The organism is Variovorax sp. VaC1, from assembly GCF_043658315.1.
Lineage (GTDB): Bacteria > Pseudomonadota > Gammaproteobacteria > Burkholderiales > Burkholderiaceae_C > Variovorax.
Window position 1 is genome coordinate 877,025 of record NZ_JBIGLT010000001.1, and the last position, 13,577, is coordinate 890,601.

Annotated in this window: 14 protein-coding genes; 13 read left to right on the top strand and 1 reads right to left on the bottom strand. The window is 66.1% G+C overall.

Features of this window, described 5'->3' with window-relative positions; genetic code table 11:
* Nucleotides 1-305 precede the first annotated feature (305 nt).
* The 12 genes from ACGLHS_RS04280 (at nucleotide 306) to arr (ending at nucleotide 11,501) form a co-directional block, all read left to right on the top strand.
* Nucleotides 306-1,973 (top strand): ShlB/FhaC/HecB family hemolysin secretion/activation protein, encoded by a 1,668-nt coding sequence (locus ACGLHS_RS04280; protein WP_394477155.1) that lies wholly within the window; start codon nucleotides 306-308, stop codon nucleotides 1,971-1,973.
* A 74-nt stretch (nucleotides 1,974-2,047) separates the two neighbouring features.
* The gene (locus ACGLHS_RS04285) at nucleotides 2,048-3,856 is read left to right on the top strand and encodes a DUF2341 domain-containing protein (protein ID WP_394477157.1); all 1,809 of its coding nucleotides are present in this window, start codon (nucleotides 2,048-2,050) and stop codon (nucleotides 3,854-3,856) included.
* A 13-nt stretch (nucleotides 3,857-3,869) separates the two neighbouring features.
* Nucleotides 3,870-4,280, top strand: a complete 411-nt coding sequence (locus tag ACGLHS_RS04290; RefSeq protein WP_093237370.1) for a biopolymer transporter ExbD — start codon at nucleotides 3,870-3,872, stop codon at nucleotides 4,278-4,280.
* Nucleotides 4,281-4,290: 10 nt separating this feature from the next.
* On the top strand, nucleotides 4,291-5,034 hold the full coding sequence (locus ACGLHS_RS04295; protein WP_394477160.1) for a hypothetical protein: 744 nt from the start codon (nucleotides 4,291-4,293) through the stop codon (nucleotides 5,032-5,034).
* Between the two features lie 79 nt (nucleotides 5,035-5,113).
* Nucleotides 5,114-6,901 (top strand): putative porin, encoded by a 1,788-nt coding sequence (locus ACGLHS_RS04300; RefSeq protein ID WP_394477162.1) that lies wholly within the window; start codon nucleotides 5,114-5,116, stop codon nucleotides 6,899-6,901.
* 10 nt (nucleotides 6,902-6,911) lie between these two features.
* Nucleotides 6,912-7,676, top strand: coding sequence for a hypothetical protein (locus tag ACGLHS_RS04305; RefSeq protein WP_394477164.1), 765 nt, complete (start codon nucleotides 6,912-6,914; stop codon nucleotides 7,674-7,676).
* Entirely contained in the window at nucleotides 7,673-8,617 is a 945-nt protein-coding gene (locus ACGLHS_RS04310) for a peptidylprolyl isomerase (RefSeq protein WP_394477166.1), read from the top strand. The genes ACGLHS_RS04305 and ACGLHS_RS04310 overlap by 4 nt, the downstream gene beginning before the upstream one ends.
* A 39-nt stretch (nucleotides 8,618-8,656) precedes the next feature.
* On the top strand, nucleotides 8,657-9,193 hold the full coding sequence (locus ACGLHS_RS04315) for a YbjN domain-containing protein (RefSeq protein WP_093237373.1): 537 nt from the start codon (nucleotides 8,657-8,659) through the stop codon (nucleotides 9,191-9,193).
* Between the two features lie 38 nt (nucleotides 9,194-9,231).
* A complete protein-coding gene (locus ACGLHS_RS04320) occupies nucleotides 9,232-9,456 on the top strand; it encodes a hypothetical protein (protein ID WP_394477168.1) in 225 nt (74 codons plus the stop codon).
* 129 nt (nucleotides 9,457-9,585) lie between these two features.
* Entirely contained in the window at nucleotides 9,586-10,110 is a 525-nt protein-coding gene (locus tag ACGLHS_RS04325) for an HD domain-containing protein (protein ID WP_394477170.1), read from the top strand.
* Nucleotides 10,111-10,125: 15 nt separating this feature from the next.
* On the top strand, nucleotides 10,126-10,944 hold the full coding sequence (locus tag ACGLHS_RS04330) for a hypothetical protein (protein ID WP_394477172.1): 819 nt from the start codon (nucleotides 10,126-10,128) through the stop codon (nucleotides 10,942-10,944).
* 161 nt (nucleotides 10,945-11,105) lie between these two features.
* A complete protein-coding gene (gene arr, locus ACGLHS_RS04335; RefSeq protein ID WP_394477174.1) occupies nucleotides 11,106-11,501 on the top strand; it encodes an NAD(+)--rifampin ADP-ribosyltransferase in 396 nt (131 codons plus the stop codon).
* 217 nt (nucleotides 11,502-11,718) lie between these two features.
* Here arr and ACGLHS_RS04340 read toward each other — a convergent pair whose 3' ends face one another.
* Entirely contained in the window at nucleotides 11,719-12,654 is a 936-nt protein-coding gene (locus tag ACGLHS_RS04340; protein WP_394477176.1) for an AraC family transcriptional regulator N-terminal domain-containing protein, read from the bottom strand.
* Nucleotides 12,655-12,765: 111 nt separating this feature from the next.
* Between ACGLHS_RS04340 and ACGLHS_RS04345 the strand changes: the two genes are divergently transcribed.
* A complete protein-coding gene (locus ACGLHS_RS04345; RefSeq protein WP_394477178.1) occupies nucleotides 12,766-13,425 on the top strand; it encodes a glutathione S-transferase family protein in 660 nt (219 codons plus the stop codon).
* Nucleotides 13,426-13,577: the final 152 nt, after the last annotated feature.

Consider the following 13,577-nt stretch of genomic DNA (forward strand, 5'->3'; position numbering starts at 1 on the left):
CGCCGGGCAAACGGCGTGCGCAAAGCGGCGCGCGCGATGCGTTCACATCGATCGCAATGAGCTGCCGAATTCATCGTGGTGTCACAAAGACGGGCCTCCTACGTCGAGGCCCTTCTTCTTACGCGCAGAAAAAACCGTCGCGCCAGACCGAGTGCTAATTTCTTGATGAAGTTTTCGTGACAAACGACAGTCGCCGCGCACGCCGCGCGTCTAGATAACGGTACGCGGCAGCGACATGAAGGCTCTCCAACATGAGTCGTTGCCAAGCGAGCTTCATCTTTGAGAACGAGCTGTAAATGCATGACATGAAGAAGAACGCCCCACCGAATTGCTGGAGAGCGGTGTGGCTGGCAGTGATGGCGATGGGTGCCCAGGGGGCAGCCTTCGCCCAGGCGTCCGCACCCACCAACCCGCCCTCAACCCCGGCCGCCGCAACGGCCACCCCACCGGCCGCTGCACCGGCCGCCACGCCCGAGTCGACCCGCAAGGTCGACATCGCCGAATACATCGTGCGCGGCAACACCGTGCTCGATGCGCGCACCATCGAGAAGGCCGTCACGCCCTTCCTCGGACCCGAGCGCACGCTGAAGGATGTGGAGGGCGCACGCGATGCGTTGCTCGCGGCCTACCAGGCGGCGGGCTACCAGTCGGTGTATGTCGACCTGCCCGAGCAGCAGGTCACGCAGGGCGTCGTGTTCCTGCAGGTCAACGAGACCCGCGTGGGCCGCGTGCGCGTGGTGGGCGCCGAGTACAACTCGCCGGTCGACGTGCGCGACCAGGTGCCCGCGCTGAAAGAGGGCAGCGTGCCCGACTTCAACAAGGCACAGGCCGAGCTGACCGCGCTCAACCGCAGCCCCAAGCGCCAGGTGATGCCGCTGGTGCGACAGGGCGCGATGCCCGGCACGATGGACGTGGACCTGAAGGTCGACGACAGCAGCCCGTGGCGCGCCAGCGCCGGCCTGAACAACGACTACAGCGCCGACACGCGCAAGCTGCGCGCCACCGCATCGATCGGTCACGACAACCTCTGGCAGATGGGCCACAGCGCCTCCATCAGCTTCTTCGGCGCGCCGCAGGACCTGAGCCAGACGAAGGTGTTCTCGGCTTCCTATACGGCACCGCTGCCGGGCACCAACTGGAGCCTCGAAGCCAATGCGTACAAGTCCGACAGCAACGTGGCCACCGTGGGTGGCACCAGCGTGCTCGGCAAGGGCCACTCCATCGGCCTGAAGGCCACCTACACCGTGCCGAACACCGGCAACTGGTGGCACGCATTCAGCGCGGGCGTGGACCTGAAGAACAACCAGGAAGCGCTGCGCCTGAAGGGCACCGGCGACACGGTGCCGCTGAAGTACGCGCCGATCACGCTGTCGTACTCGGGCTTCCGCCAGACCGACAAGAGCCAGTACGGCGTGGGTGTCTCGCTGGTGGTGGGCACCAGCAGCTCCTTCGGCTACAGCAGCGACTGGGCCGCCTTCGATTACAAGCGCTACAAGTCTTCGCCCAGCTTCATGGTGCTGAAGACCGACCTGAACGGCACGCACACCTTCGACGGCGGGCAGCAGCTGGCCTTCCGCTTCAACGGCCAGCTGACCGATTCGCCGCTGGTGTCCAGCGAGCAGATCGCCGGCGGCGGCATGAACTCGGTGCGCGGCTACCTCTCGGCTGAAGCCACCGGCGACTACGGCGTGGTCGGCTCGCTCGAAGTGCGCAGCCAGCCACTGACCTTGCTCGGGCCGCTGGTCGAGAACTGGCGCGTGTATGCCTTTGCCGATGCGGCGCGGCTGCGCCTGAAGAGCCCGCTGCCCGAGCAGGCCGACCGCTTCTCGCTGTACTCGGTCGGCCTGGGCACCACTTTCAAGATCGGCCAGTACTTCTCGGGCCGTGTCGATGTCGGCTACCCGCTCACGGACGGTCCGCGCACCAAGAAGCACGACCCGCGCGTGAATTTCAGCTTCACCGCGAACTACTGACCGACGCGACGCGGACGCCACCTTTTTTCTTTCATCTTTTTTCTGTCTCTACGAGCTTTCCGGAGAACCCTGTCATGCGACGAATTCTTTTTATCGTGCTCACGCTGATGAGCACGCTCTTGCCGGGCCTGGCCCACGCCTGGTGGCAAGCCGAGTGGTCTTACCGCAAGCCCATCACCATCGACGGCGGCCCGCAGGCGGGTGCCATCGGCAGCGATGCCGGCCGCGTGCCGGTGCTGGTGCGCCTGCATACGGGCAACTTCAAGTTCGAAGGCGTGAGCGAGACCGGCGCCGACCTGCGCTTCATCGCGGCCGATGACAAGACCGTGCTGAACCACCAGATCGAACAGTTCGATCCGCTGCTGGGCATTGCGCTGATCTGGGTCGACGTGCCCAACGTCTCGGCCGGCACGCCGCAGAAGCTGTGGATGTACTACGGCAACCCGAAGGCCCCGGCCTCGGGCAACGGCCAGCGCAGCTTCGACCCCGACTACACGCTCGTCTACCACTTCGCCGAAGGCGCCGTGCCGCCGCGCGACACCACGGCCTACGGCAACAACGGCCAGACCGCGGTCGTGCCGGTCGAAGGCACCGTCATCGGCAAGGGCGCGCAGCTCGGCACCGGTGCGCTGATGCTGCCCGCCACGCCATCGCTCGCCGTGCAGGCCGGCGGCGCGCTGACGTTCTCCGCATGGGTCAAGCCCGACCAGCTCGGTGCCCGCCAGGCAATCTATGCCCGCCGCGACGGCGCCGGTGAACTCGTGATCGGCATCGACCAGGGCGTGCCCTTCGTGCAGGTCAACGGCCAGCGCAGCACGCCTGGCCAGCCGATCCAGGCCGGCCAGTGGTCGCACCTTGCCGTGAAGGCCGAAGGCGACAACGTGGCGCTGTATGTGGCCGGCCGTCCCACCGTGTCGCTGGCGGCCAAGCTGCCCGCGCTGAACACCGCCGCAGCCATCGGTGCCGACGCACCGGGCGGCCTGCCGGCCGCGCAGGGCACACAGGCTGCTGCCGCCTTCGCGCCGTTCACCGGTGCCATCGACGAAGTGCGCCTGTCGAAGGTGGCACGCGCCGATGCGCTGCTGCTGGCCGATGCCGTGTCGCAAGGCGCCGAGTCGCGCCTGACGGCCTTCGGTGCCGACGAGCAGCAGGCCGGCAAGAGCCACTTCGGCTTCATCCTTGCTGCAATGCCGCTGGACGCGTGGATCGTGGTCGGCGTGCTGGGCCTGATGATGGCGATCTCGTGGGCGATCATGATCGCCAAGGGCCGCCACTACGGCGCCACCTCGCGCGCCAACACCACCTTCATCGAGCACTTCCGCGAAGCCGCCGGCGCGCCGCTCGACCGCCTGGCCGTGAACAACACCGTGCCGCAGGACGTGCGCGCCGATTCGTCGCTGTGGCGCCTGTACGAAGTGGCCATCGACGAGATGCGCCGCCGCCATGACCGCGGCTACGACCTGAGCGCCGTCTCCAGCTCCACCATCGGTGCGATTCGCGCCGCGATGGACGGCGTGATGGTGCGCGAGATCGAGCGCATGTCCAAGCGCATGAACTGGCTCTCGACCACCATCGAAGGCGCGCCCTACGTGGGCCTGTTCGGCACCGTGATCGGCATCATGCTGGTGTTCGTCGTGGCGGCCATGGCCGGCGCGGTGGACATCAACTCGGTGGCACCGGGCATGGCGGCCGCGCTGCTGTGTACCGCTGCCGGCCTGGGCGTCGCGATTCCCGCGCTGTTCGGCTACAACTGGCTCGCCTCGCGCTCGGACGCCATCACCGCCGACATGGCCGTGTTCGTCGACGAGTTCGTCACGCGCCTGGCCGAAGAGCAGGGCGAAGGCCGCGCGGTTCCGCTGGCGCAGGCCCGGGCGCGGGCCTGAGGGGCGCACGAGCATGGCAACCCCAGCCAAGTTTTCGCCCCGCAGGCGAACGGGCGGCATCAACATCACGCCCTTCGTGGACGTGCTGCTGGTGGTGCTGGTGATCTTCATCCTGACCAGCAATGCCAGCATTCCGGGCATCAAGGTCGACCTGCCGAAGGCCAGCGCCTCGGTGGCGCTGGAGAAGCCCAAGACCAAGGCCATCACGATCGACAACGCGGGCAACGTGTTCCTCGACGCCTACCCGGTGACCCTGCCGGAGCTGGAAGAGCGCCTGCGCACCGAGAAGGCCCTGTCGCCCGACTTCCCCGTGATCGTGCGCGGCGATGCCAGCGTGCAGTACGCGAAGGTGGTCGACGTGCTCGACCTGCTGCGCCGCATCGAGCTGAACCAGATCGGCCTCGTGACCGGCAAGCAGAAGTGAGGAACGCAGAGTGAAACCTCGCGATCCGATTTCTCCGCTTCCTGCCGCGCGACGCGCGGACGGGAAGGGCGGGTCGAACGGACTGTGGCGCCGATGGGGCGGAGCGGTCATCGGCCTGGCGATCGTCGCCGCGCTGGTGGCCCTGGTGTGGCATCTGCTGTCGGACACCGCGAGCACGAAGCGCGTGGTGGCCGACGCGCCGATGCTGATGCTGCCGCCTCCACCGCCACCACCGCCCGAGCCCGAGAAGCTGCCCGAGCCCGAGCCTGAGAAGGTCAAGCCCGAAGTGGTCGAGAAGGAGCCCAAGCCGGTCGAGCCGCTGGAGCCGCCCAAGGACGACGCGCCGCCCAGCCCCTCGAAGGACCTGGGCGACCCCGTGACCATGGACAGCGCCGGCCAGGCCGGCAACGATGCCTTCGGCATCCAGGCCGGCAGCGGCGGCGGCATGAGCGGCACCGGTGCCGGCGGCGGCCTGGGCAGCGGCTCGTATGCGCGCTATGTGTCGAGCATGCTGCAGCAGGCGCTGGCGCGCGATCCGCGCACCCGCCAGCTGGTGTTCGACGACATCCAGATCGACCTGTGGCTCGGCGCCGACGGCAAGACCGCGCGGGCGCAGCTGGTGCGCAGCACCGGCACGCCGGAATCCGACGAAGCGGTGCTCGCCATGGTGCGCGCCCTCGACCGCATCGACGAGAAGCCGCCGGCCTCACTGCGCTTTCCGATGCGCGTGTCCATGAAGGGGCGCCGGCCGTGATTCCAGCGACCCCGGCAACCACCACCCGCGCGGCGTGCGCCGCGCCCCGCCTGTCCCATTCAATCCTGTGAACGAAGCGATGAACCATCTCAATAACATCCAGAGCCGGGGCGCCATGCCGACCCTGCGCAAATGCGCGCTCGCGGCGGCCGTGGCCTCCGTGTTCGTCTTCGCGGCCACCGGCGCCACCGCGCAGACCGCCGCGGCACCCGCCGAATCCACCATGGTCAAGCTGATCCGCGGCCTGATCCAGAGCGGCACGCTCGCCAAGGACGTGGGCGAAGCCCTGCTGGCCCAGGCCCAGACCGAAGCCCTGGCCGCGCAGCAGGCGCAACGCATGTCGGCCGCCACCACCGCCGCATCGGCCAGCGTGGCCGGCGGCGTGCGCCTGGAAGCCGGCGACGTGCGCGTGCCCTACATCTCGCAGACCGTGCGCGACCAGATCCGCGACGAGGTCAAGGCGCAGGTCATGGCGCAGGCCAAGGACGAAGGCTGGGCCGCACCGAACGAAACGCCCGAGTGGAGCAAGCGCATCCGCATCGAAGGCGACGTGCGCGTGCGCAACGAGTCGCGCAACTACGCCGGCAACAACAGCAACATCGAGATCAACTGGGCGGAGCTGAACAAGGGCACCGGCTACGACGTCAACCCGAACACCAACCTGGCGCTGCCGTCCATCCTCAACACGCGGCAAGACCGCAAGAACCTGTTCCGCGCCCGCGCGCGGCTGGGCGTGTACGCCGACCTCACCGAGAACACCAAGGCTGGCATCCGCGTGGCCTCGGGCAGCGACGAAAGCCCGGTCTCGACCACGCAGACGCTGGGCGGCGGCCTGAGCAAGAAGAGCGTGTGGCTCGACCAGATGTGGATCTCGCACAAGCCGGTCGACTGGCTCACCGTGACGGCGGGCCGCTTCGGCAACCCCTTCATGTCGACCGACCTGCTGTATTCCAACGACCTGAACTTCGACGGCATTGCCGCGCAGTTCGAGAAGAAGCTGGCGTCGAACAAGGACCTCACCCTGTTCGGCACGCTCGGCCTGATCCCGCTCGAATACTCGTCGGACAATTCGCCCAGCCGCAGCCAGACCAAGATGAAGAGCGAGAACAAGTGGCTCTTCGGCGCGCAGGCCGGCGCCGAGTGGAAGATCGACGCGGACAACCGCCTGCGCGGCGCGCTTGCGTACTACAACTTCAACAACATCAGCGGCAAGGTCTCGCAACCCTGCGCGCTGTATGCCGGCGCCGACGGCTGCAGCACCGACTGGTCGCGCCCGGCCTTCATGCAGAAGGGCAACACGCTCATGCTGCTGCGCGACATCTCGCTCGACCCGCTCAACCCGGCCGGCACGCCGCAGCCGCAATACGTGGGCCTGGCCTCGAAGTTCCGCCTGATCGACCTGAACCTGCGCTGGGACACGGCCGTGGCCGGCAACAACCTGCGCCTGGACGCGAACTTCGTGCGCAACACCGCGTACAACGCCAACGACATCTGGAACCGCGCGGGCATTCGCGGCGCCATCGTCAACAACTTCGGCGCGACCGGCGGCACCTCGCGGGCCGACTTCAAGAGCGGCGGCAATGCCTACATGCTGCAGGCCACCTACGGCAAGCCGGCACCGGCGGCGCGCGGCGACTGGAACGTGCTCGCGGGCTACAAGCGCATCGAACCCGACGCGATGCCCGACGGCTACAACGACCCGACCTTCCACGGCGGCGGCACCAATGCGCGCGGCTACTTCCTGGGCGGCTCGTACGCAATCGACAAGAACATGTGGTTCACCGGCCGCTGGATCTCGACCAAGGCCGTCTACGGCGCGCCGCTGTCGATCGACACCCTGCAGCTCGAATTCAATGCGCGTTTCTAAGGAGCTTGCCGTGTCCAGAAAAATCTTCCCGGCGCTGGTGCTGGCAACGCTTGCCGCCACGGCCGGCGTGACCCATGCACAACAACAGCCGCAGGGCCAGAGCATGGAGGAGCGGCTTCGCGCGCAACTGCGCGTGACGACCACGCAGCTCCAGCAGGTGCAGAACGAGCTGGCCGCGCTCAAGGCCGGGCAGCCTGCGGGCGCGCCGACCGGTGCTGCGGGTGCGGCGCCTGCCAAGTCCGACGTCGAGGCCCTGAAGAAGGAGCTTGCGCAAAGCCAGGCGCAACTGGCGGCCGAACGCCAGGCGCGCTCGCAGGCCAGCGCGGGCAGCCAGCAACTGCGCCAGCAGGCGCAGGCCACGAGCGAGAAGGCTACCGCGCAGATCGCGCAGTACCGCGGCGCGTACGACGACCTGCTGAAGATGGCGCGTGCCTCCGAGGCCGAGCGGCAACGGCTGGCCGCCGAGGCCGCGACGCATCGCACCGCCATCACGCAGTGCGAGGCCAAGAACGCGCAGCTCTATGCCGTGGGGCAGGAGATCCTGCGCGCTTACGAGACTGTGGACCTGGGCAGCGTGCTGGCATCGCGCCAGCCTTTTGCCGCGCAGAGCCGCGTCAAGTTCGAGCAGATCGCGCAGCAGTACGGCGACAAACTGTACGAAGGCAAGTTCGATGCGCGTGCGGTGAATGCGCCTGCGCCCGCTGCACCTGCTGCTGCGACACCAGCCGCAGCGCCTGCGGCCGCACCCACGCCCGCTTCGGGAGAAAAGCAATGACGCGAAGAATCAGGTCTTCTTCTGGCGCGCTGGCGCAACGGCTGCGTGCTGCCGCTGGCGTGCTGCTGGTGTCGTCGGTCGGCATGGCCAGCGCGCAGGCACCCGCGCCCGGCAACACCGTGGTGGCCCGCCTGGGCGAAGTCACCGTGGGGCAGGACGAGGTCGAGAAGCTGCTGCAGGCCTTGCCCGAAGCCGAGCGCGCCGCCGTCAAGGCCGACCGCACCACGCTCGACGGCTGGCTGCGCCAGCGCCTGCTGAGCGAAGCCGTGGTGCGCGATGCGCGCGCCAAGGGCTGGGCCGATCGGCCCGATGTCAAAGCGAAGATCGACGCCGCCACGCGCGAGATCAGCGCGCGCATCGTGAGCACGAGCTATCTCGAATCGGTGAGCCAGGTGCCGGCGGGCTTTCCGTCGGATGCGGAAATCAAGACCGCCTACGAGCAGGGCAAGACCGGCTTCAACCTTCCGGCCGCCTACCGTGTGGCGCAGATCTTCCTGGCCACGCCCGACCGCGATGCGGCCGCCGTTGCCAAGGTGCGCGAAGAGGCAGGCAAGCTCGCACGCCAGGCCCGTGCCGGCGACTTCGCGGCCGTGGCGCGCGCCAGCTCGCAAGACAGGCGCAGCGCCGAGCGCGGTGGCGAGGTCGACACGCTGCCGTTGGCGCGCGTGCTGCCCGAACTGCGCGACACCGTTGCCAAGCTCAAGCCCGGCCAGGTCAGCGAGCCGGTGCAGGCCGAGGCGGGCTTTCACATCGTGAAGCTGCTCGACGTCCAGCCCGCGCGCACCGCCACGCTCGACGAGGTGAAGCCGCAACTGCAGGCCGCCTTGCGCCAGCAGCGCCAGCAACAGCTGGTGCAGGCCTACCTCGCGCAGGTTGCACCGGCGACCAACCTGAGCATCGATGCCGCCGCGCTCGACGCCGCCATCAAGAAAACCAACTAACCAACCAATCAGCCGATTCATCCAACAGGGTCACAACACATGAACAACACGACGACGAACACCACCGAAGCCACCGACATCGCGGCGGCTCCTTCCCTCGACCTGCTGGACGCCGTCACGCCCGAGCAGGTGTCGGACGCCATCAAGGCCGCCGGCGCCGCCGTCACCACCATCGAGCAGGACGGCGTGGTGCGCCTGCACAGCGCGAGCCACGGCATCGGCTTCCAGGTGCTGTGGGGCAACCCCGTCACCACCACCCAGTACACCGACTTCACCCTGAGCTGCCCGCTGCACGTGCAGGGCGGCACGCTGCCCGAGGCCGTGCTCGCCTCGTGGCACCGCACCAAGCGCTTTGCGCGCGTGGCCCAGCACGGCGACTTCGTCGTGCTCGAGATGGACGTGGTGGTCGCCGGCGGCGTGAGCCACGCCTACCTGGCATTCGCCGTGCGCCTGTGGATGCAGATGATGGGCGAGTTCTTCCTGCACCTGCGCAACTACGGCCCCGCGTCGGAGACCCGTGGCGACGCCGCCAACGCAGAGGCCGGCAACGTTGCCGGTGTGTCCGCCGCTGCGTGACCCGGCCGATGCCAGCCAGCGCCGCATCCAGTCCATCGGTGGACCTCCATCACGATTCACCGACCGGCCGAGCCATCCAGGCCGTCGCGCGCCAGGCCCAGCGCGCACGCCGCGCCGAAACCGTGCGGCTGCGGCAACGCGCCGCACTGCTCGAACTGCTGGTGCAGACCATGGCGGAGCTGCACATCTCGATGGCTGAACTCAATGCGGCGCGGCGGGCGCATGCGCCGGCTTGGAGGCATCCGGAGGAGGGTGGGGGATAAGCGGCTGGGGGCTGGTGGTCAACAGGCAGAATCCTTCTGTTCCATCTCTCGGCATCGGCCGCTGCGGCGCAGGTCCGCGTGCCTTGTCGAGACATCGTCAGAAGCACTCCTGAAACCACTTGATCTTCAATGCTGGATAACCGCGCAGATGCCTATCAGTTGCTGAGAAGGCTCGGCGCATCTGCTCGCCTGTTGCTTCATGTCCAACTGGTTGGCGAGGCAGCCGATCTGTTGATGCGAGGCTATGCAGACCTTGGACTCGATTTCGATGCGCAATGGATCGAGTTGGGCGTGGCGGTGCACGATGCCGGAAAGATCGCGCACCCCGAGGAGCTCACGGGGCCAGGATCTCTTCATGAGCCTGCGGGCAAGGCCCTGTTGCTGCAGAACGATGTCCAGCAAAAAATTGCGGAGTGCTGTGTATCTCACGCCGCGTGGAGAACGAAGGGCCTTTCTCTCGAAGAACTCTCCGTTGCGCTTGCCGACAAGCTCTGGAAGGGAAAGCGAGAGCAAGACCTCGAACTCCTGGTGATCGATCAGGCCGCGCTGCGCCTGGGCGTTGATCGCTGGGGCGTATTCGAAGCGCTCGATTCCGTGTTTGAAGAGATCGCAGCCGGCGGTTCAGACCGGCTGGGTCGAAGCAAGCTTGCCTGAAAGCGGCTGTTGCACATGAAGAAGAAATTGAGCATTCCTCTGCTGGCGCTTTGCTTTTCAATGGCGAGTTGCACCTCGGCGTTGGATCTGGATCAGAAGGCCGATCGCACGCAGAGCCCTTCCGCGAATGCCAGATGGTTGACGCTGATCGTGAATGCAGAAGCTGGTGTCGAACCCCTGCCTGTCACGCTGGCGTACGAGTCGGAGAAATGCCAAGAGGCCAGAAGCTATGGCGTGGGCGGCCAGTCGCAGAGTGGCACTGCCTTGATGCGAGCTTTGAACTTTGAGAAAGTCAATCTTGTGAGAGAGCCTGCGGGCGATGCCTACACGGCGCGCTTTGCCATCGATGCGGGAGGAAGTTGCCAGTGGAAGCTGGTGTCCCTGGAGACGTCGTTCAAGTACAAGAGCCGCAACCCCCTGGTCAAGGGTAAGGAAGTGATCTCGAATAGAAATAAATTCGAGTTCAGGAGCGAGAAGAACTCCGCTCGCACTCCGAACGTGAAGATGACGTATGCGTATTTCCCTGTGATCTTTATAAAAGACGATCCTTCGAAGAATGAAGTTCGACTGCGGGCGAAGTCGTTGTTTTATCCGCCGAGTTTTGATCCCTCGGCGTCCGGGACGATGACCCTTGAGCTGAAGGTGTTCGACGATATGGCCATGACTGTTCGCGCAGCTCCCCAGGACAGCCATCGCTATCTGGTGACCTACCCCGATGGCGCGACAGGTACAAGTTCATCTGGGGATGTGGTCGGTGTCGAGGATGAAAGGATGCAGTGTTTGCTTTCTTCCGGAGGCGCGCGCTGTGCCCAGTACGGTCCTCGAAAAAATTAATCTGCGTGCTTCTAGGTGGCCGCTAAGGAGTTCAGCCAAGAGCGGTCCCTCTCCGATGCAGCAGACCCCGGCCAGGGTCGGACCTCACCCGAGACGGCTTCCGTGAAGATCGATACGAGTAGACTCCGCGGCCTTTCCTTTCCGCAGAGGAGCGACCCGCGATGACTGTCTTGGACACCGGCCCTTACTTCCACGGTACGCGGGCGGACCTTCAGGTGGGTGATCTGCTCACGGCTGGCTTTCGGTCGAACTACGACGACCGCGTCGTCATGAACCACATCTACTTCACCGCCTGGCCCAAGGGCGCCGGGCTGGCTGCCGAAATGGCGAAGGGCGATGGCCGTGGCCGCGTCTACATCGTCGAACCGACGGGCGACTACGAGGACGATCCCAACGTGACCGACAAGAAGTTCCCGGGCAATCCCACGCGCTCGTACCGAAGCCGGCAGGCGCTGCGAATTGTTGGCGAACTGGAGATCTGGGAGCTCTTTGATGCGGAGTACATCCGGCAGCTCAGGGAGCGCGTACGCGTTGGCACGGGCGAGATCATCAATTGAAGATTTCGGAGTCGACCAAAACCTGGAGCCGCGACCGGTCACAAGCTGCCATTCGCTAACGACCGCTACCGGGTCGCCTGATCGGCGGATAGAAGACTTGCCGTCTGTGTGGCGGAACGGCTATGTGGCCTAGCCCCGAAGCCAGCACTCTGCTCAAGAAACGCCATGTGCTGCTCGTAAGGGATGCGAGCTGCTGATCCGACTTCATCCCCCGGGGTCACCGAGCGCGTTCGTCGCGACGGTGATGGATCTTCAGCTGATCGTGACGTGGTGGATTGGCAGGCCGTTGATTGCCGGGACGATCGTACGTAGGCGAGTTGCCGAAATGGCGCGCGTAGTCCCGACTGAACTGCGCTGGGCTTTCGTAGCCGACTTCGAACGCGGCGCTGGTCACCGACAGCGTGCCGGCGCGCAGCAGGCGGCGCGCCTCCAGCAACTGCAGGCCCTTGCGGTATTGCAGCGGAGATGCTGCGGTGATGGCTTTGAAGTGTTTGTGAAACGCCGACGCACTCATGCCGACGCTGCGCGCGAGCTCGGGTATCTCGATCGGCGAGCGGAACTCGCGCCGCAGGCGAGCGATTGCCCGTGCGATCGCGCTGGCGTGGCTGTCATGGTGGATCAGGTCGCGCAGCATCCCGCCGAATGGGGCGAATGCGAGTCGATAGTGGATCTCGCGCGCGACCAGTGGGCCCAGCACCGCGGCATCGGCCGGTGAATGCGCGAGCTCAAGATAGCGATACAGCGCGTCGACGACCCGGTCGTCGCAGGACTGCACCGCGAGCGAGCATGCCGGTACCGAGGGAAGCGGCGTGTCGGCCGTCGCAGCAACGAGATCGCGCAGCGTGTCCAGCTCGATGTCGAACAGCAACGCGAGGTAGGGCGCAGCGATCACCCGACCCTGCACGGGCAGGTCGTGGCTGACCACAAGGCATTCGCCGGCGTCCATTCGGAACGTCTGCGTGCCCAGCATCAACTCCTTGCGTCCGTGGAGGACCAAGGTTACGACGGGCTCGTAGATCGCGGCTTCGAACGTGCTTGGTCGGGCCTGCTGGTAAATGGCCAGATTCTTCAGTGGTCGCACGTAATCGCTGCTGACGCCTTCCGGGCGCAGAAGTTGGCGCGCCGCCAGCGCGGCGAGGTCCGTGAGATTCATGCACGCAGCGTAGCACCGCCCATGTCTTTTCCTCTGCGAGCGAGGAGGATCGAGCAAGGATCGCGGAGCTATCGGCAAGCTCGCAAAGGAGTGCTTCCGTACAGTTGACGCATGACGACATCTCTCACCGTTCACCACCTCGGCCGTTCCCAATCGGAGCGCATTGTCTGGCTTTGCGAGGAACTCGATATCGACTACTCCTTGCGACGTTATGAACGCCGACAGGACAACCGGATGGCACCGCCGGAGTACAAGGCACTGCATCCCGCGGGCTCGGCGCCGGTGATCACCGACGGCGCGTTGGTGCTGGCCGAATCGGGCGCGATCGTCGACTACCTGATCGCGACCCGCGGCCAGGGCCGGTTGGCCGTGCGTCACGACCAAGCTGGGTTCGCCGACTACCTCTACTGGTTTCACTTTGCGAACGCCAGCCTGCAGCCGCTGATCCTGCAGGTGTGGTTCCTCGAGCGCAGTGATCCGTCCATGGCAAACGTGGCGCTGCAGCGCCTGCAGGATCGTTTCGGGGCGCAGTTGTCGATGCTCGATCGGCGGCTGAGCGCGTCACCGTTCCTCGCTGGCGCGGTGTTGACTGCGGCCGACGTGATGGCCGTTTTCTCGCTGACCACGATGCGACTATTCAAGCCCTACGACCTCTCGCCGTGGACTCACATCCTGGCCTATCTGCAGCGGATTGGCGCGCGCCCGGCGTACCGGCGCGCGATGGGCAAGGCGGATCCGGATTTGAAGCCAGTGCTGGGCGCGCTGCCCTGAGCGAATCCACTCAGGTTCCCGTAGTGATGCCCCGCGCGCCACAAGATGGCGCGTTCCAGTCAAGCTGAACGAAGCCGAGATAGGTTCCTTGGGGCCACTTCGCGACGCTAATGTGACCGGCTACAGTCGCCCAAAAGGCGTCATTCAAGCAG